Source organism: Muriicola marianensis (genome assembly GCF_014638095.1).
GTDB classification, from domain to species: Bacteria; Bacteroidota; Bacteroidia; order Flavobacteriales; family Flavobacteriaceae; genus Muriicola; species Muriicola marianensis.
On record NZ_BMFH01000002.1, the window covers coordinates 293,621 to 311,063 of the forward strand.

The following is a 17,443-nucleotide window of genomic DNA, read 5'->3' on the forward strand; positions in this document are numbered from 1 at the left end:
TATTTCCCGGGATTGAATTGAAGTGCAGGCCAACTGGCTTTTAGGTGCAGAATCCCTATCTTTGCGGCTCTTAAAATAAAGCCACATGGAAAACGGAATCTACGCTAAATTCAATACTGCAAAAGGAGAGATCCTGGTAAAACTCACTCATGAAAAAACCCCCGGTACAGTGGGCAATTTTGTCGCCCTGGCCGAAGGTAAACTCGATAATAAGGCCCGATCTAAAGGCAAGCCTTATTACGATGGCTTGACCTTTCACCGCGTGATTCCCGATTTCATGATACAGGGGGGATGTCCTCTGGGTACGGGCACAGGAGATCCCGGATACAAATTCGACGATGAATTCCATCCAGATCTAAGGCACGATGCCCCCGGTGTACTTTCCATGGCCAACGCCGGCCCCGGAACTAACGGCAGCCAGTTCTTTATCACGCATACAGCAACCCCCTGGCTAGATAACAAGCATACTGTTTTTGGACATGTCGAACAGGGACAGGAAGTTGTGGATGCCATAGAACAGGGTGATACTATGGACTCCGTGGAGATCCTGAGGGTCGGAGATGCCTGTGAGGCATGGGATGCCCTTCAAGCCTTCAGGTCTTTCGAAAAGACCAAGGAAGAAAGGATTGCAAAACAAAAAGAAATAGCCGAGGCCGAGATGCAGAAGATTTCAGCCGGATTCGACAAAACGGAGAGCGGTCTTCGATACAAGATCATTCAGCAAGGGAATGGTAAAAGACCCGAAACAGGTCAGCGTGTATCTGTCCACTATGAAGGTTCACTTGCCAGCGGACAGGTCTTTGACTCTTCTTACAGGCGCAAGGAGCCTATCACCTTTCAACTGGGGGTCGGACAGGTCATCCCTGGTTGGGATGAAGGAATAGGTTTGCTGAAGGTCGGGGACAAGGCCCGGTTTGTGATCCCTTCCCACCTCGCTTATGGCAGTGCCGGGGCAGGCGGAGTGATCCCTCCAAATGCCACCCTCATCTTTGACGTGGAGCTGATGGAGGTCTCCTAAAATAAGAGGAGGTCAAATATTCAGTTCCTGTTTGCCAGTTGTATGGAAAACAGGAGGAGGGCAAGGTTTAGTACAACCAGAAAGCCCATTATTCCAAAAAATACAGTCATAGCTTTTCTTACATAACAGCTATGTCTGCCATTTACCCTACCTCAGGGTAAAAGGATTTAAAATTCACTTTTGCGGGCAGTACTCAGCAACAATAAGACGATATTGATCGCGATCAAAACCAGCAGGATCCAGAGAAAGGAATACATTGGCGTTGGTTATTAAGGGGTTAAGGGGTGTACATGTAGGACGCAGAATCACCTTAATTGTTGTGTGGAGGTCAGGGGAAGTTAATAACAAGTTATGAACAATCGCAAAAAGAAAACCCCGGTTAAACAACCGGGGTTTATAAAGAAAATGAGAGTATTACCTAGTCAATTATTTTCACATTAACGGCGTTCATTCCTTTTTTTCCTTGTTGCAGTTCGAATTCCACAACATCACCCTCGCGTACTTCGTCAATTAAGCCGGAAATGTGTACAAAGTGATCTACTGATGAACCATCTTCAGTGATAAAACCATAACCTTTGGAATCATTGAAGAATTTTACTGTTCCTTTACTCATAATAAAAAATAATAAAATGTTAAGGCGCCAAAGGTACGTTTAATAATTAGAAATAAGGTCGATTTTCCAATTTTAAATCTATGCGTCCCTTTTTTATTGGCTGTCAGCCTTACTAAATCGGCTTTAATAATGGCATTTCACAACCAGGTCGTGTGTTAATTTTTAAATTTTGGCTACTTAGAGCTTTAAGTCTGTAGGAGCTTGCCATCTTATTTCTATACCTTTACTTGTATTTTTTGTTGATATGGAACCGTCAGAACTTGAAAACCTGAAATACCCCATTGGGCATTTTATAAAACCGGCCAGGATCACTTCGTTACTACTCAAGGACTGGATCGCCCAGATTGAAGCCCTCCCTGTCAATCTCAGGGACCTTGTCCAGCCATTCAGCGACACTCAGCTGAACACTCCTTACCGCCCCGGCGGGTGGACGGTAAGGCAGGTGGTGCATCACATCGCAGACAGCCACCATCACAGTTATATCCGGTTTAAATGGGCTCTCACAGAAGACCGCCCTGTCATCAAGCCCTATCTTGAAAAGGAGTGGGCACAACTCGCCGATGCCCAGGATGGCCATATCGACCTCTCCCTGAATCACCTCGATGCGGTTCACTCCAGGCTGGTCTTTATGTTGAAAGGACTCACGGAAGCCGACTGGAAAAGGGAGTTCATTCATCCCGATGGGAATGTTGTGGTAAGCCTGGAAGAGAATGCGGGCAAATACGCCTGGCATGGCAACCACCATTTAGCCCATATTCAGGGACTTGCGGAGCGAATGAACTGGTAGGCCCTTCACTATTTAAGAGACCGCCCCAGGAGGTACATGCCCTTTTCCTCCGGAATAGCATTCTCGAAGGGCAATACCTCTTCCCTGAGGATTTCATAGCCCATTTTGAGATAAAATGACAAAGCCCTTCCCTTTTGCATGGTAGAAAGACAGATATACCCCATCCCCAATTGCCGGGCCCTGTCGTGCAAGGTGGAGAGTACCTTGGGGCCATAACCCTTCCCGGTATATTCTTTTAACAGATAGATCTTTTCCAGGAATACGGGATCAGAAAATATAAGTCCTTTTGGATTTTTATTTAGGACGAGTTTAGCGATCCCAATGATCGTCGCCCCGGATCGTACCAGATAATGGAGATTGTTTTTTTGGACCAGCTCCGTTTGGACCAGCCGGGCCCTGAAGCTATTCTCGATATATGGAGAAGGGTCCTGATCGGGCCATAAATGCAGATAATGATCCCTGTAGGCCTGTTCCCCTATTTTGCAGTAGAGATCAAGGGTCTCCACAATGACGGGTTCCAGTTGGATGGTCGGCTGGCCCCGTTCTTCTAATTTTTCTTCCATTTTATATTACATCCGATACTCGGCTTCTGGGTCTCTGCCTGGGGTTTCCCTGAGATCAGCCTGTCCATCGCCTGTTTTAAATCATCACCGGTCAGAGGAATACCATTACCGGGCCTGGATGAGTCTAACTGCCCCCTGTACACCAGATCCAATTTTGAATCGAAAAGATAAAAGTCAGGGGTGCAGGCTGCATCGTAGGCTCGTGCTACTTCCTGTGTCTCGTCATAGAGATAGGCAAAGGGATATCCTTCAGCAAGGGCATTCTCCTTCATCAAATGGGGAGCATCCTCCGGATAGTTGATCACATCATTGCTGGAGATGGCTACAAAGCCAATACCTTTTTCCATGTAAGCTTTGCCAAGTCTGGTAAGGGCTGGGTTGACATGTTTGACAAAGGGACAGTGGTTACAGATGAACATGACCACGGTTCCTTTTTCGCCCCTGACATCTTCCAGGGATTTCCGTGTTCCAGATACCGTATCGGGGAGTTCGAAATGAGGCGCCCTGGTGCCCAGGGGAAGCATATTACTGGGGGTACGTGCCATGAGGATGAATTTATTCTACAAAAATAGCAAGCCTCTGGCAGATTCAGGTACCTTTAAAGAAATTCAAGGTAGGAATCCCAAAATCCCAAAACCTGAACTTGGTTATCTTTGGTAAGGATACAGTTGTGGTTATTGAAAATCGAACAGGTGATACAAGCTGCATTAGACGAGGCGAGAATTGATTTTTCCACAGAGACTCTCTGGGTCCTGAACGTCATCCTTGCTTTGATCATGTTTGGTGTAGCCCTGCATATCAGGGTAAGTGATTTCAGGTCTCTGATCAGTAATCCCCGCCCTGTTCTGGTAGGCGTCTTGTGCCAGTTCCTGGCCCTGCCGCTGGTCACTTTCCTTCTTGTCCTTTTTTTTAGGCCGGACCCCAGTCTCGCCCTTGGAATGATCCTGGTAGCTGCCTGTCCGGGTGGGAACATCTCCAACTTTATCACCTCCTATGCAGGAGGCAACAGGGCTTTATCTGTGGCCCTCACGGCCAATGCAACCCTTTTTGCCATCCTGCTTACTCCTCTGAATCTGAGTTTTTGGGGTTCCCTTTATCCACCAGCACACGACCTGCTCAGGGTAATTTCCATCGATTCATTAGAAATGGTCCGGATCGTTGCTCTCATCCTCGGGGTGCCTCTTCTGGCGGGGGTGTGGATGAATGAGCGTTATTCGGCTCTTGCCGGGCGTATGGCCAACTATTTGAAACACATTTCCCTCGCATTTTTTATAGGCCTTATCCTGGTCGTGATCTACAACAACAGGATACAGATCCGCGACTATCTACATCTGGTTTTCTGGCTGGTGTTCATCCAGAACTCTGTCGCTTTTCTCACGGGTTATATGGTGGGCCGGTTGGCCGGGTTATCCCCCAGAGATACCCGAAGTATCACTATTGAGACAGGGATCCAGAATTCAGGGCTTGGCCTGGTCCTGATCTTTACATTTTTTGACGGCCTGGGAGGCATGGCTGTGATCACTGCATTCTGGGGTATCTGGCACCTAATTTCCGGGCTACTCCTTGGAAGTTTTTGGGCCTACAGGCCTGTGAGAGAGGAGGTGAGGGGATGAGGCGACTGATGTATGACATAACCCAAAGAATTGCATGTTTCGGGTTGTTTTGCTACTACCGTGACATGAAGCTGTATGGCTATCACAAGGTGCCAAGAAACAAAGCGGTGATGTTTCTTGCAAACCATCAGAATGCCCTGATGGATCCATTGGTAATAGCTGCCTTCACCCCTTTCAGGACCTATTTCCTTACAAGGGCTGATATCTTTGTCAACCCGGTTGTCAATCAGATTTTCCGGTTCCTCAGGATGCTGCCTATATACCGTATGAGGGACGGGCGCGATACCCTGGGCAAGAACGAAGAGATCTTTATGGGGTGTGTCCGTATCTTAAAAAGTGGCGGATATATCCTTTTGTTCCCTGAGGCCAACCACAACATTATGAGAAAGGTGAGGCCACTGAGCAAGGGATTTACCAGGATTTTGTTTGCGGCACTCGACCAGGATGCAGACCTCGATGTCCTCCTTGTCCCGGTGGGGATCAATTATGAGAATGCTTCGGAATTTCCGGACAGGGTTGCTTTTTATTTCGATGACCCAATCTCCTCACGTGCATTTTACAACAAAGATGACATTCAGGGCTCAGTAACCCGTATAAAACAGGAGGTGTCCGAAGCCCTGCAAAGGAATACCACTCACATTGCCCCTGATGAGGAGTATGCAGAAAAGCTGGCGTATCTCGACTCCCTTGGATTGAACTACCTGGATCCTTCAGAGGCCCGTGAGGCCCTGGCGAAATATCCGGAGAAAAGAAAAGAAGAGAATAGGACGAAGAGAAGTCCGCTGCGTTCGATACTTAAATGGATCTTTTATCTGATCAATGCTCCGACCATCGTCATATGGAGGTTTTTCCTCAAGCCTCGGATACTTGAAGTAGAATTCATTAGCACCTTTAGGTTTGCCTATGTGATCTTCGTCCAGCCGTTATTCTATATCCTCCTTTGGTGGATTTGCTATACACAGCTGAATGCACTCTGGGGCGGCTTGATAGTCATCCTGCATTTCCTCCTGAGTCTGTTCTATGTAAAAACGGGAAGCTCCCGATCGGGGTAACCAATCGGGTAGCTACCCATCCACTTACATCATATCCCCGAAGAAGATAGCGTTCATCAGGAGCTTGTTGGTTCCGTACCAGAAAGCCCGGAAGTTGGTATTATCCGTAAACAGAACAACCTTTCCTCTCCCCATGCTACTTACCTTGAACGGGGTGCTGTTGGAGATAAGGGAGGCATTCTCCTCAGAAATGTACCCGCTCATCAAAGGGGAGGCCGTATACTGTATTGGGTTGTTATAACTGTCCTTTTCAGGTTCCAGGTAGATGTTGGAGTTCCTGAACAGGGGAAGGGTACCGTTTTTATACCCAAAGTTGATAGGGTGGGATCGATCTAACCTGGCTTCAAAAATAGCACCCCCTGTTACCTGAGCTCCCCTGAAGTCTTCTCTCTCCCCGAAGGAGACATTTTTTGCAACCAGGGTATCTTTTTTAAATACCAGGTCGAGGAATTCATTTTTATCAAACCAATTGGCTGTATTGCGGTACCCGATGAGGGTTCCCCCGGCCCTGACCCAATCCTTGAGTTTCTCAGTACCGGATTTGTCCAGGCCCGCACTTCCCCAGGTTCCCGGGATAATGATATCGGTGTACGAACTCAGGTCGGCCCTCGAAAGGTATTCTGTATCAATTTTAGTGAGGGTGATATTGTATCTCGTATCGAAGAGATGCCAGATCTCCCCGGCATCATAGGAGCGCATACCTTCGCCCACGATGAGCGCCACCTTTTGTTTTTCTACAGGCTCGAAATCTCCGCTGCCCAGGTCGATTCCCCGGGTCTGGCCGGTATTCACCGACGTGATCTCGATATGGCTATCCTTCGCAACCCCAGAAAGGAAGTCATACAATTCCCGCTTGCTCAGTAACTGGTTCTGTACGGGTATCATGACAGTCCCATAGTCGTAGTTGACACCATTCATACTGAAAGGATACTGTGCGATTTTAGCTCTCAATCCTTTTTCCAGGATCTGATTGAGGGCTTTAGGAGTGTAGTATTCATGCCATTCGAACAAATAGGCATAGGAGCTTTCGCCACTTACGGATCCGGGTAATTCTTTTAATTCTCCAATCCGGGGTCCGGCATTGGAAAGGGAGGTGAGCTCTGCGTAATCGAGGTTAAACGCCAAAGGGAAGGTCCAGGCTGAGATGTCGTAGAACAAACTGTCTGTGAAGGTGGTCCTCTTTTCGAACATGGCCTTGATCAGCCGGTGATTCTTTTGCTCGAGGGGTACCACATAGCTCTTGCCTTTTACATAACGCTTGCCTCCCAAGGTCACATCCTGCCCCAGTTCGTGTATGTCGATATTCTGGCGTTCGAGGATCTCTGCCAGGTGCCAGGCTTTTGCCCCGTCTTTCTCATCCCCGAAGATAAAAGCTTTTGTCTTGCTTCTGCCCGCTTCAGATCTGAGATCCCTGTAGAAATCACGTTGATAGCTCAATAATTTTGTCCTCATCTTCTGGGCAGCTTCCACGGTGGAGAGGGCCGTGGTAAACTGGTTGCGGATCGTAAAAGGAAAGGTCAGTGTGCCGTTCTCACTCTCCTGAATATGGCCTCTGGAGCTGGCCTGTTCAAAAAGGATTCCAATGCTTCCCATCACATCAGGGAAGGTAGATCCCTTGCCGTAATAGTAGTCGTCATAATTCTCCTCCGAATAATACAGTGAACCGATCTTATCAAGGGCTTTGGCGTGGTAAGTACCTATCTCAGCCGTGAGTTCCTGATTGAGCTTCGGGGTCAGGGGATGTACCCTGGTCGGCTCACCGGGCTGGAAAAAGAAGGTGGAATTGGTACCCATCTCATGGTGATCGGTCAGAATGTTCGGCAGCCAGCGATGGAAGGTTTTGATCCGCGCCCGGCTTTCCGGAAGCTGCACCGGCAACCAGTCCCGATTGACGTCGAACCAGTAGTGGTTTGTACGACCGCCGGGCCATACCTCGTGATATTCCCGGTCATTATTGTCCGCAGTCAGATTCATATTCCTGTTGGTGTTGGCCCAATAGGCAAATCGCTGCAAGCCATCAGGATTATATGAAGGATCCATCAAAATGACGGTATTCTTCAGCATCTCATCTATTTCGGGACCCTGTGCAGCAGCCAGATAATACGCATAGGCGAGTCCGGCATTGGCTCCACTGGGTTCATTGCCGTGTACTGAAAAGCCCTGGTAGACCACGATGGGCATATTCTCCACACTGGTACTGTTCCCTCCGGCCTCACTCAAGGCCAGGTGCTGTTGCCTGATCTCCTCCAGCCTGCCGTGATTCTCGGGGGAGGTCACGGTAAGCAACAGGATAGGCCTGCCTTCAAAGGTGGTACCCCTGTTCTCAATAATGATCCGGTCGCTGGCCTCAGCGAGAGTCTGCATGTAAAACATGAGTTTGTCATGGGTGACATGCCATTCTCCCACCTCATGCCCGATGACATCAATGGGTTTTGGGATTGAAGGATCATAAGACAGTTGCTGAGGCAGGTAATAGTCCAGGGAAAGATCGTCCTGGGCAGAGAGAAAACAGGTAAAAATAAGTCCGATTAGGAGTAGTGCTTTTTTCATTCGAATCGTTTTTTATACGGTCGCAAAAGGTACTCATTAGAAGGACAAGCCGCAAATACCCAAAGGGTTAAAGATTCCTTAAAATGACAAAAAAAAGACCTCTAATAAATGAGGTCTCGTATGTTTTCTTAAGGGATAAACCGATGTCAAATATCATCAAAGTCCACATCGGTAAAATTGTCGAGGGTTTGGTTTCCATCCCCGCTCTCGGAATCTTCCTTCTTGAAGTCCTTTTGGTGGCGCTCAGAAATAACCTCCTGGCCTTTTTCAGTGATGATGTAATCCATCATTTCCTCCATATTTTCTCTAAAAGCTTGAAAATCTTCTTTGTACAAATAGATCTTGTGTTTCTTGTAGTGGAAAGAACCGTCGTCGTGAGTAAATTTTTTACTTTCTGTAATGGTCAGATAATAATCCCCGGCTTTAGTACTTCTCACGTCAAAAAAATAAGTCCGTCTGCCGGCCCTTAAAACTTTGGAGTAAATTTCCTCCTGATCCATTAAATCTTTGTTAGCCATTTGTACAGAAATTGGTTGAATTTTTCGAATAAGGTCATCAAAAATGTAAAAAAATTCCTAATTCAGCAACAAATTTCTAGTTTTCTTTCTCGCTGAGTTGATGGGTGTAAAGCTCCTTGTAATACCCGTCCTGTTCGACGAGTTCCTCATGGGTTCCCTGTTGCAGAATGCGCCCTTCATCGAGAACGATGATCATATCTGCATTCTTGGCTGAGGATACTCTGTGACTTACGATCAGGGTGGTACGGTTGCGGGAAGCTCTCTTAAGATTGTTGAGAATGGCCTCCTCTGTCTCTGTGTCCACCGCCGAAAGGCAATCGTCAAAGAGATAGATCTCGGGATCTTTTAGTAGGGCCCTGGCAATGGATATGCGCTGTTTCTGTCCACCGCTCAGGGTGATCCCCCTTTCACCGAGGATCGTATCGTACTTTTTAGAGAATCCTGTGATGTTATCGTGTACCACTGCCATTCTCGCTACCTCTTCTATCTCCTCCTTTGAAGCTGTTTCCTTCCCAAACCTGATATTGTTTGAGATAGTGTCGGAAAAGAGGAAGGCATCCTGAGGGACGGCTCCGATGGAACTTCTCAGGCTTTCCAGGTTTAATTTTCTTATGGGGGTACCATCGATCCTGATCTCCCCGCTACTAACATCATACAGGCGGGCAACAAGGTCGAGGATGGTGGATTTACCGGATCCGGTCTGACCCAGGATGGCCACGGTCTTCCCGTCTTCCACTTTGAAGGAGAGCTCCTTCAGGGCTGTGATGTTCGTGTCGTCATAGGTAAAGCTTACCTTATCGAACTCTATCTCACCTCTGATCGGAGTTTCTTCCTCCACCTCATTTCTGAGCTCGGGTTGCACTTTCAGGAATTCATTGATCCTTTTCTGTGAGGCCTCAGCCCTTTGTACAAGGGACGTCAGCCACCCCACTATTGCCACCGGCCAGGTCAGCATATTGACGTAAAGGATGAACTCTGCAATGGTCCCAATGGATTCGATCTCGCCATCGATATACTGCTTGCCACCCACATAGATCACAAAAATGTTGCTGATCCCGATCAGCAATATCATCAGGGGAAAGAACCACGCATCCACCTTGGCCAGGTCCATGCTCCTGTTCTTCCCTTCCAAAGCCAGCCCGGAGGCCTCCGAATTGACGTTGGGTTCTAAAGTATAGGCCTTGATCACGGAAATGCCCGAAAAGGTCTCCTGTGCAAAGGTGGAAAGATTAGACAGGAATTCCTGCACCTTCGTACTTCGCTTGTGGATGATCTTGCTGATCTTATAGATGAGAACAGAGAGGATCGGTAAGGGCAATAGGGCGTAAAAAGCAATGGTGGGCGCTTTGATGAACATGAGTGGAATGAGGCATACAAAAAGGGTAAGGGTCTGCATCCCGTACATTATGGCGGGTCCCGCATAGAGGCGTACCTGACTTACATCCTCACTGATCCTGTTCATGAGGTCTCCCGTCCTGTTCTTTTTGTAAAAGTTCAGGCTGAGCAATTGATAATGATCAAAGACCTCGTTCTTGAGGTCGTATTCTATGTAGCGGCTTACATTGATGATGGTCTGCCGCATCAGAAAGGTAAAAAACCCCGACAGCAAGGCTGCCCCCAGGATAATCAGGATGTATTCGAGCAGCAGGGAGGTCGCCTCCGGTTTCGCCACGGTTCCGGCAAAATACTTCTCCACCACTTCTATGGAATTCTTAACGTATGAAGGCATGACAAGCTGGAATACCCGGGCTATGATGGTGATGATGATACCCAGGAATAACTTGAACCAATACTTCCTGAAATATTTGTTGAGGTGTTTTAATTCTTTCATGAGGGGAAAGCCCGTGCTGTTTCTCTGAGCAGAGCAAAGATAGGAGATTCGTCAGTAAAGAAATGTTATAAAAGCCATAAGATAATCCCTCCCCGGGGAAGGTCATATCCGGAGAATTCTTATTTTTGCCAGCGATTAATTTTCTTTAAAGTTCTTTAGACATGCTTACGAGAAGGCAGTTGAGGGTGAAGGTCATGCAGTGCATTTATGCGATCACCCAAACGAAGGATGATTCTCTTGAAAAACAGGAAAAATTCCTCCGTGTAAGCATCGAGAACACGTATACCCTTTACCTTTTAATGCTGTGTTTGCTGAGGGAGATCCACGCCATGGCCCTGCATCGCCTGCAAATGGATTCCAAGAAATACCTGGCTTCCGACACAGACGAGTTTCCCGACAAGGAAAAATTTGTACACAACAAGCTCCTTTTGCAATTAGTGGAGAATCCATCACTGGATGAGGAACTGAAAAGGCGCAAGATCCGGGGTTGGTACCTCAATGAGGACTATGTCCGGATCATCTTCAAAGAGATTCTGAAGCACGATCTCTATCTGACATACATGAAGAAAAACGGGCGATCCTTCGGGGAGGACAAGAATTTGGTGATCGACCTGTTCAGGGAGGTGATCGCGCCCAATGAAAAGCTATACGAATTTTTTGAGGATGACAAACTGACCTGGGTAGATGATATTCCCCTGGTGAATACATTTATTGTCAAGCAACTGCAAGCTGTGAAAGAAGATTCCCCCCAGAGATACTTCCTGCCTCGATTGCTCAAGGATGAGGAGGACATGGACTTTGCCAGGAAGCTGCTTTCGAAAACATTGTTGCAAAACAAAGCCCTGGAGGAAGAGATTCAGGGGAAAACGCCGAATTGGGACAAGGACCGAATCGCCGAGATCGATGCGATCCTTTTAAAGATGGCGATTTGCGAACTCCTCAATTTCCCTTCCATCCCTGAGCGGGTGTCCATCAATGAATACCTCGAGATCGCCAAGGAATATTCCACCCCCAAGAGCAGTATCTTCATCAATGGGATTTTGGATAAGCTCGTGAAGGAATACAAGGCCGAAGGAAAACTTAAAAAAAGTGGGCGTGGACTTCTGTAAGTATTTATTCCTTAATTTTGCAGCTGAATATTAAAATCTAGTTCTATGAAAAGAGTTTTTGTCGCCCTGGGCGTAATCAGTATGTTCGGCTTTGTTTCCTGTAAAGAGAAAGCCTCCAGTAAAATTGAGACTGCCAATATCGAGGTGGCCGCTGAAAGGGATGCCGCTGCGAAAAACCTTCCCGTGATGACCTTCGACAAGTCGGAGCACGACTTCGGGAATATCGAACAGGGAACGCCTCAGGAGACTGTATTCACTTTTACCAATACGGGTAATGCTCCCCTGATCATCACAAACGCTACGAGTAGCTGTGGGTGTACCATTCCCGAGTATCCAAAGAACAAACCGATCGCACCCGGTGAAACAGGTCAGTTACTGGTCAAATTCAATGGCTCAGGACAGAACCAGGTCACAAAGACCATAACCGTTTCTGCCAACACCGCAAAAGGCTCCGAATTGTTGCGTATCAAAGCATTTGTAAATCCAAAGAACGCGGCCAATACACTCGGGCCCGTAAAATAAATTTTAAAAAACTATTCCGGTATGAATGAGATAGGGAATTTCCTGCCTATGATCCTGATCTTTGTCGTGGCGTATTTCTTTATGATACGACCCCAGATGAAGAGGCAGAAAGATGAAAAGAAATTTGCCGCAGCGCTGAAGAAAGGGGACAAGATCGTCACCAAAAGCGGGATGCATGGCAAGATCGTGGATCTGAATGACAAGGATTTTTCCTGCATCATTGAGACTATGGCGGGCAGGCTGAAATTCGACCGTTCGGCTATTTCTATGGAGATGAGCAATAAGCTCAACGCAGACAAGAAATAATCCCCGGAAGATCTGAAACATGAAGACCGGTATGAAAGATCATACCGGTTTTTTTATTTCATTTATTTGATTATGACTTTCGGTATTTGTCATTGATACTTACCCCGGCACGGATCATGGGGATGATCTTCTCCAACCTTTTTAATTTGGTCGTATCCTGTTTGGCCGAGTCTATGTGTTCGCAGAATTCCCTCTGCTTATAGGGGGAGAATTTCACAAAAGAGTCTTTTAGGGCCGGGTCGGCTTTCAGAGCCTTTTCCAGGAGTTCAGGAATCTCGGTAGTTTTCTTGGCATCAGGTTTCCAGACCATCCCCTTTTTCTGGTTTTCCACGGCTTCTCCCATATAGGAAAAGACAATTTTGGCGTCGATCTCATCTGCCGAAGCGAACTTCAAGTGCCTCATGGCCTTGGTCTTTCCTTCCTGTGCATTCTCCAGTACTTTTGCCGGGTCCTTGAGAAAGCATCCATTGAAGAACCAGATCCCGAAATGGGAAGAAAAGGCATTGATCCCAAATATATTCTTTCCACCGAGGGTGTAAACCGGGCTGTTCCATTTGTAATCCTCCTGCAGACCGCTTTTTAGAGCGAGTTCCCTGAGGAGACTCAACCCTTTCCTAAAAGGGGTGTCTTTCTGGTAGAAGGTGTCCGCTTTGGAATTGCTCATAATGTAGAATTAAGATTTTTCAGCCGTAAGCTCGCAAATTTTCACGATAACTTCAACCGCCTTTTCCATACTCTGTATGGGTACGTACTCATACTTCCCGTGGAAATTATGGCCACCTGCAAAGATGTTCGGGCAGGGCAGGCCTTTATAACTGAGCTGGGAACCGTCCGTACCCCCGCGGATAGGTTTGATAATGGGCTCAATACCCACTTGTTCCATGGCTTCTTTAGCGATCTCGACGATATGGTATACCGGCTCCACCTTTTCACGCATGTTGTAATACTGGTCCTTCAACTCCAGATCTACTGCCTGAGGATGCCTCTGGTTGAATTCCTGTACAAGTAGGTTTAAAAATTGCTTCCTCTCCTCGAATTTCTCTCGGTCGTGATCCCGGATGATCAGTTCCATGGAAGCGTTTTCTATAGTGCCTTTGAGGTGGTGCACGTGAAAGAAACCTTCCCTCCCCGATGTTTTCTCAGGCACCTCTTCCCTTGGCAGACGGGAAGCGAGATCCGTGATGATGCCGATTGCATTCACCATCTTGTTCTTGGCATAGCCAGGGTGAACACTTTTACCCCTGGCCGTGATCTTTGCGCTGGCCGCGTTAAAATTCTCGAATTCCAGCTCCCCGATCTGGCTCCCGTCCATGGTATAAGCCCATTCGGCCCCGAAAATGTCAACATCGAACCGGTGAGCACCCCTGCCGATCTCCTCATCAGGGGTAAAACCTATCCGGACCTTTCCATGCTTGATCTCGGGATGAGCAATAAGGTATTCCATGGCCGTAACGATCTCGGCCACACCGGCCTTGTCATCGGCTCCAAGGAGGGTTGTCCCATCGGTAACGATGAGATCCTGTCCCTTGTAAAGCAACAGATCCTCGAAGTAGTCCGGAGAAAGGACGATATTTTTCTCATTATTGAGGACTATATCTTCTCCCTTATAGTTCTTCACGATCCTTGGCTTTACTCCCGTGGCCGTGAAATCCGGGGAGGTGTCATAATGAGAGATAAAGCCTATTACCGGGACATCCTTATTCAAATTCGATGGGAGTGTGGCCATGATATAACCGTTCTCATCCATGGTCACATCTTCTAAACCAATGGCTTTCAACTCCTCAAAGAGGTGCCTGGCTAACACCCATTGTTTCTCAGTGCTGGGGGTCGACTCAGACGCTGGGTCGCTTTGGGTGTCCATTCTTACATAAGTAAGGAAACGATCTGTCAACGAGGTCATGATATTCTTTTTAAAAAAGCAAATGTAGGTCTTCTTTAATAATGACTGGCGGGAGTTCTTTTCGGGCTTGAAAGAGCTGTCATGGATCCAATGTAATTTATATCAATTATTTCTCTGTAAATCACTAACTTATCAGGCTTTTAACTCAAATACCGAACCTATGAAAAAACAATTACTTTTTCTCGTATTGCTGTTTTTAGGTTCCATTGCTCTGCTTCAGTCGCAGGTCACGGGAACCGTAACAGATGAAGATGGAAATCCCCTGCCGGGGGCTTCTGTAGTTAAAAAAGGGACCCGGGTGGGTACGACCACGGATTTCGATGGCAATTTTTCTATCGATGCCATTATCGGTGACAGGCTTACGGTCTCCTACATCGGATTTCAGCCGAAGGAAGTACTGATCAACAGCACGATCATGTCCATTACCCTGGTCTCAGGTGTTCAACTGGCCGAAGTCGTGATCACCGGATCCAGGAACCCGAACCGCACGGCAACGGAAAGTACGGTTCCTATTGATGTTATTGACGTCAAGGAGCTGGCCAATGCGGCCCCACAAGTGAATCTGAATCAGATCCTCAACTACGTGGCGCCTTCCTTCACCTCTAACACCCAGACCATCTCAGACGGAACGGACCACATAGATCCGGCCTCCCTCAGAGGATTAGGGCCTGATCAGGTGCTGGTACTTATCAATGGAAAGAGAAGGCATACTTCTTCTCTGATCAATGTCAACGGAACCTTTGGCCGAGGTAGTGTAGGTACCGACCTCAATGCTATTCCGGCAGCAGCAATTCAACGAATCGAAGTACTGCGTGATGGAGCAGCTGCCCAGTACGGTTCGGATGCCATCGCAGGGGTTATAAACATAATCCTGAACAAAAATGTGGATGAGCTTTTGATCAATGTTACCTCAGGGGCTAACTTTTCGAAGAATGCCAACAGTCAGACCGGTGGTGTTGATGGAGCGACCACAAATATCGCTGGAAGTTACGGTATCCCGGTAGGACAGAATGGTGGTTTCCTGAATCTTTCAGGGGATTTTGATGTTCGACAGGATTATAACAGAATGAAGGAATGGGAAGGAGATATTTTTAACCTGTACAATACCGTCGAGCGATTTGCCAGGGCAGATGGCGCCGATCTCTCCCTGTTGCTGGATGACGACGTGACCGATGTATTACAGTACGCCAATGCGGCAGGTATAGATACGCAGGGAGCAACGACCAAAGCTGAATTGCAGCCTATCCTGTCGGCCGACAATACGGCTGCCGAATTAGCAGCCAGGGGCTTAGTACGCAGTGATTTCAATATGAGGGTAGGTCAGTCGGCCTTGAGAGGCGGCAGGTTTTTCGCCAATTTCTCCCTTCCGTTAGATGACGAGGGAACCGAGATCTATTCATTTGCCGGCCTGAGTGCACGTACTGGTAATTCTGCGGGATTTTACAGGCTGCCTAACCAGAGCAGGACCTATACCCCTGCCTATTTTAATGGATTTTTACCCGAGATCAACTCCAACATCAAGGATCAATCGATCTCTGTGGGGATCAAGGGTATGATTGGCGACTGGAATGTGGATCTGAGCAATACATATGGAAAGAACTCCTTTCTGTACGTTATCGGCAACACCTATAACGCTTCGCTTCAGAATGCATCTCCCACAACCTTTGACGCCGGTGGGTTTTCATTCGCCCAAAACACAGCAAATCTGGATATCTCGAAATTCTACGATGATATCTTCAGCGGTTTGAACGTCGCTTTCGGATCCGAATACCGACTTGAGAATTACACCATCCTGGCAGGTGAAGAAGCCTCCTATGCGCAATATACTGCAAACGGGGAGGTAATAACCCTGGCTTCACAACAGCCCGCGGTAGACTTTTTTGGATCTGCAAGGCCGGGAGGATCACAGGTTTTTCCGGGATTTTCTCCTAATAATGCCCTTTCAAGGGAGCGGAGCAGTGTTGCGGGTTATCTCGATCTTGAAGCGGATTTCTCAGAAGCATTTCTGGCGAGTTTTGCCACGCGATATGAAAACTACAGTGATTTTGGTTCAACGATGAACTTTAAGCTGTCTACCCGGATCAAAGCCTCGGATAATCTCAATATCAGGGGGGCCGTAAATTCAGGATTCCGCGCACCTTCACTGCATCAGCTTAACTTTAATTCCACTTCCACGATCTTCGACAACTTGGGGAATCCGCAGGAAGTGGGTACATTTTCCAATGATAGTAAGGCCGCCAATCTCCTGGGGATTCCGGAACTGAAGCAGGAAACATCAAAGAGTGTGAGTTTGGGTCTCACCTCCAGGATTCCTTCGGCAAATCTCACGGTAACCCTGGATGGGTATTTTGTCAAGATCGATGACCGAGTGGTTTATACAGGACAGTTCTCAGGTCCGGGAACCGGGACAGAACTCGATCTGCTGCTCAGACAGGCCAATGCCACAGCAGCTTCGTTCTTTGCCAATGCGATTGATACTGAATCCAAAGGAGTAGACCTCGTGATCACGCATGATGCCTTGTTGGCCGATGGATGGAGACTTCGGTCCGATCTGGCCGGAACCTTTTCCAAGACCCAAAAGGTAGGGGATATCAATGCTTCGGATGTTCTCCGTGATGCAGGATTGGTAGATACCTATTTTCCGGAAGACAGCAGGGTCTATTTGGAACAGGCCGTGCCCAGGACCAAGGTCAACCTGACCAACAACCTTTCCTCAGACCGATGGGTGTTCTTCCTCAGGAATGTATTCTTTGGAGAGGTGACTGAAGCAACCACGATTGTGGCCAATCAACAGGACTTCGGGACGAAAATCGTGACCGATCTCTCTGTAGGCTTCAAGGCTTCCGAGGAATTGACACTGACTGTAGGTGCCAACAACCTCCTGGATGTATACCCGGACATGGCCGACCCTGCTTTTGGTAACAGGAGCGGCGGTAGATTCGACTGGTCCAGGAGATCGCAGCAATTCGGTATCGCCGGGCGGTTCCTGTTTGCGCGACTGAGCCTTAATCTGAAGTAACTACTCGATATTGTAAGTCTAAGGCCCTGTGAACTCAGGGCC

The 17,443-nt window shown here is 47.6% G+C and carries 16 protein-coding genes; 8 read left to right on the forward strand and 8 right to left on the reverse strand.

All coding sequences use genetic code 11. The annotated features are described in order from the left end of the window. The first annotated feature begins 85 nt into the window (after positions 1-85). The gene (locus IEV19_RS12255) at positions 86-1,018 is read left to right on the forward strand and encodes a peptidylprolyl isomerase (RefSeq protein ID WP_188371026.1); all 933 of its coding nucleotides are present in this window, start codon (positions 86-88) and stop codon (positions 1,016-1,018) included. Between the two features lie 418 nt (positions 1,019-1,436). Here IEV19_RS12255 and IEV19_RS12260 read toward each other — a convergent pair whose 3' ends face one another. Then, positions 1,437-1,631 carry a cold-shock protein gene (locus tag IEV19_RS12260; RefSeq protein ID WP_188371027.1) on the reverse strand — a complete coding sequence of 65 codons (195 nt, stop codon included), beginning with the start codon at positions 1,629-1,631 and terminating at the stop codon, positions 1,437-1,439. Between the two features lie 244 nt (positions 1,632-1,875). On the opposite strand from IEV19_RS12260, the gene IEV19_RS12265 reads away from it, so the two are divergent. Further along, the gene (locus tag IEV19_RS12265; RefSeq protein ID WP_188371028.1) at positions 1,876-2,418 is read left to right on the forward strand and encodes a YfiT family bacillithiol transferase; all 543 of its coding nucleotides are present in this window, start codon (positions 1,876-1,878) and stop codon (positions 2,416-2,418) included. An 8-nt stretch (positions 2,419-2,426) separates the two neighbouring features. Here the strand turns inward: IEV19_RS12265 and IEV19_RS12270 are convergent, their stop codons facing one another. Continuing rightward, entirely contained in the window at positions 2,427-2,981 is a 555-nt protein-coding gene (locus IEV19_RS12270) for a GNAT family N-acetyltransferase (protein WP_188371029.1), read from the reverse strand. Then, entirely contained in the window at positions 2,966-3,526 is a 561-nt protein-coding gene (locus IEV19_RS12275) for a thioredoxin family protein (RefSeq protein WP_188371030.1), read from the reverse strand. Before IEV19_RS12275 ends, IEV19_RS12270 begins: the two co-directional genes overlap by 16 nt. Before the next feature lie 147 nt (positions 3,527-3,673). On the opposite strand from IEV19_RS12275, the gene IEV19_RS12280 reads away from it, so the two are divergent. Continuing rightward, positions 3,674-4,594, forward strand: a complete 921-nt coding sequence (locus IEV19_RS12280) for a bile acid:sodium symporter family protein (RefSeq protein ID WP_308418541.1) — start codon at positions 3,674-3,676, stop codon at positions 4,592-4,594. Between the two features lie 65 nt (positions 4,595-4,659). Beyond that, positions 4,660-5,646, forward strand: coding sequence for a 1-acyl-sn-glycerol-3-phosphate acyltransferase (locus IEV19_RS12285; RefSeq protein ID WP_262890091.1), 987 nt, complete (start codon positions 4,660-4,662; stop codon positions 5,644-5,646). Between the two features lie 24 nt (positions 5,647-5,670). Here IEV19_RS12285 and IEV19_RS12290 read toward each other — a convergent pair whose 3' ends face one another. The 3 genes from IEV19_RS12290 to IEV19_RS12300 form a co-directional block, all read right to left on the reverse strand. Then, complete coding sequence (locus IEV19_RS12290) at positions 5,671-8,196, reverse strand: M14 family metallopeptidase (RefSeq protein WP_188371032.1); 2,526 nt, start codon at positions 8,194-8,196, stop codon at positions 5,671-5,673. 146 nt (positions 8,197-8,342) lie between these two features. Then, entirely contained in the window at positions 8,343-8,714 is a 372-nt protein-coding gene (locus tag IEV19_RS12295) for a PUR family DNA/RNA-binding protein (protein WP_188371033.1), read from the reverse strand. A 76-nt stretch (positions 8,715-8,790) separates the two neighbouring features. Then, positions 8,791-10,545: an ABC transporter ATP-binding protein gene (locus IEV19_RS12300; protein WP_188371034.1), complete on the reverse strand. Its 1,755-nt coding sequence runs from the start codon at positions 10,543-10,545 to the stop codon at positions 8,791-8,793. Between the two features lie 161 nt (positions 10,546-10,706). Here IEV19_RS12300 and nusB point away from each other — a divergent pair, with 161 nt between their 5' ends. From nusB to yajC, 3 genes are read left to right on the forward strand one after another with little or no spacing between them, the layout of a single operon-like run. Further along, positions 10,707-11,654, forward strand: a complete 948-nt coding sequence (gene nusB / locus IEV19_RS12305) for a transcription antitermination factor NusB (protein WP_188371035.1) — start codon at positions 10,707-10,709, stop codon at positions 11,652-11,654. Between the two features lie 45 nt (positions 11,655-11,699). After that, a complete protein-coding gene (locus tag IEV19_RS12310) occupies positions 11,700-12,176 on the forward strand; it encodes a DUF1573 domain-containing protein (RefSeq protein WP_188371036.1) in 477 nt (158 codons plus the stop codon). Between the two features lie 21 nt (positions 12,177-12,197). After that, a complete protein-coding gene (gene yajC, locus IEV19_RS12315; RefSeq protein ID WP_188371037.1) occupies positions 12,198-12,482 on the forward strand; it encodes a preprotein translocase subunit YajC in 285 nt (94 codons plus the stop codon). Positions 12,483-12,552: 70 nt separating this feature from the next. Here yajC and IEV19_RS12320 read toward each other — a convergent pair whose 3' ends face one another. Both IEV19_RS12320 and pepT read right to left on the reverse strand, forming a co-directional pair. After that, positions 12,553-13,146, reverse strand: a complete 594-nt coding sequence (locus IEV19_RS12320) for a YdeI/OmpD-associated family protein (RefSeq protein WP_188371038.1) — start codon at positions 13,144-13,146, stop codon at positions 12,553-12,555. Positions 13,147-13,155: 9 nt separating this feature from the next. Continuing rightward, positions 13,156-14,382, reverse strand: a complete 1,227-nt coding sequence (pepT, locus tag IEV19_RS12325; RefSeq protein WP_188371039.1) for a peptidase T — start codon at positions 14,380-14,382, stop codon at positions 13,156-13,158. A 160-nt stretch (positions 14,383-14,542) separates the two neighbouring features. Between pepT and IEV19_RS12330 the strand changes: the two genes are divergently transcribed. After that, entirely contained in the window at positions 14,543-17,401 is a 2,859-nt protein-coding gene (locus tag IEV19_RS12330; RefSeq protein ID WP_188371040.1) for a TonB-dependent receptor, read from the forward strand. Positions 17,402-17,443 lie beyond the last annotated feature (42 nt).

What these genes read in the sequence shown, in the direction of transcription:
- IEV19_RS12255 (WP_188371026.1), top strand. Translation starts at nt 86, where the DNA reads ATGGAAAACGGAATCTACGCTAAATTCAATACTGCAAAAGGAGAGATC.
- IEV19_RS12260 (WP_188371027.1), bottom strand. Translation starts at nt 1,631, where the DNA reads ATGAGTAAAGGAACAGTAAAATTCTTCAATGATTCCAAAGGTTATGGT.
- IEV19_RS12265 (WP_188371028.1), top strand. Translation starts at nt 1,876, where the DNA reads ATGGAACCGTCAGAACTTGAAAACCTGAAATACCCCATTGGGCATTTT.
- IEV19_RS12270 (WP_188371029.1), bottom strand. Translation starts at nt 2,981, where the DNA reads ATGGAAGAAAAATTAGAAGAACGGGGCCAGCCGACCATCCAACTGGAA.
- IEV19_RS12275 (WP_188371030.1), bottom strand. Translation starts at nt 3,526, where the DNA reads ATGGCACGTACCCCCAGTAATATGCTTCCCCTGGGCACCAGGGCGCCT.
- IEV19_RS12285 (WP_262890091.1), top strand. Translation starts at nt 4,660, where the DNA reads ATGAAGCTGTATGGCTATCACAAGGTGCCAAGAAACAAAGCGGTGATG.
- IEV19_RS12290 (WP_188371032.1), bottom strand. Translation starts at nt 8,196, where the DNA reads ATGAAAAAAGCACTACTCCTAATCGGACTTATTTTTACCTGTTTTCTC.
- IEV19_RS12295 (WP_188371033.1), bottom strand. Translation starts at nt 8,714, where the DNA reads ATGGCTAACAAAGATTTAATGGATCAGGAGGAAATTTACTCCAAAGTT.
- IEV19_RS12300 (WP_188371034.1), bottom strand. Translation starts at nt 10,545, where the DNA reads ATGAAAGAATTAAAACACCTCAACAAATATTTCAGGAAGTATTGGTTC.
- nusB (WP_188371035.1), top strand. Translation starts at nt 10,707, where the DNA reads ATGCTTACGAGAAGGCAGTTGAGGGTGAAGGTCATGCAGTGCATTTAT.
- IEV19_RS12310 (WP_188371036.1), top strand. Translation starts at nt 11,700, where the DNA reads ATGAAAAGAGTTTTTGTCGCCCTGGGCGTAATCAGTATGTTCGGCTTT.
- yajC (WP_188371037.1), top strand. Translation starts at nt 12,198, where the DNA reads ATGAATGAGATAGGGAATTTCCTGCCTATGATCCTGATCTTTGTCGTG.
- IEV19_RS12320 (WP_188371038.1), bottom strand. Translation starts at nt 13,146, where the DNA reads ATGAGCAATTCCAAAGCGGACACCTTCTACCAGAAAGACACCCCTTTT.
- pepT (WP_188371039.1), bottom strand. Translation starts at nt 14,382, where the DNA reads ATGACCTCGTTGACAGATCGTTTCCTTACTTATGTAAGAATGGACACC.
- IEV19_RS12330 (WP_188371040.1), top strand. Translation starts at nt 14,543, where the DNA reads ATGAAAAAACAATTACTTTTTCTCGTATTGCTGTTTTTAGGTTCCATT.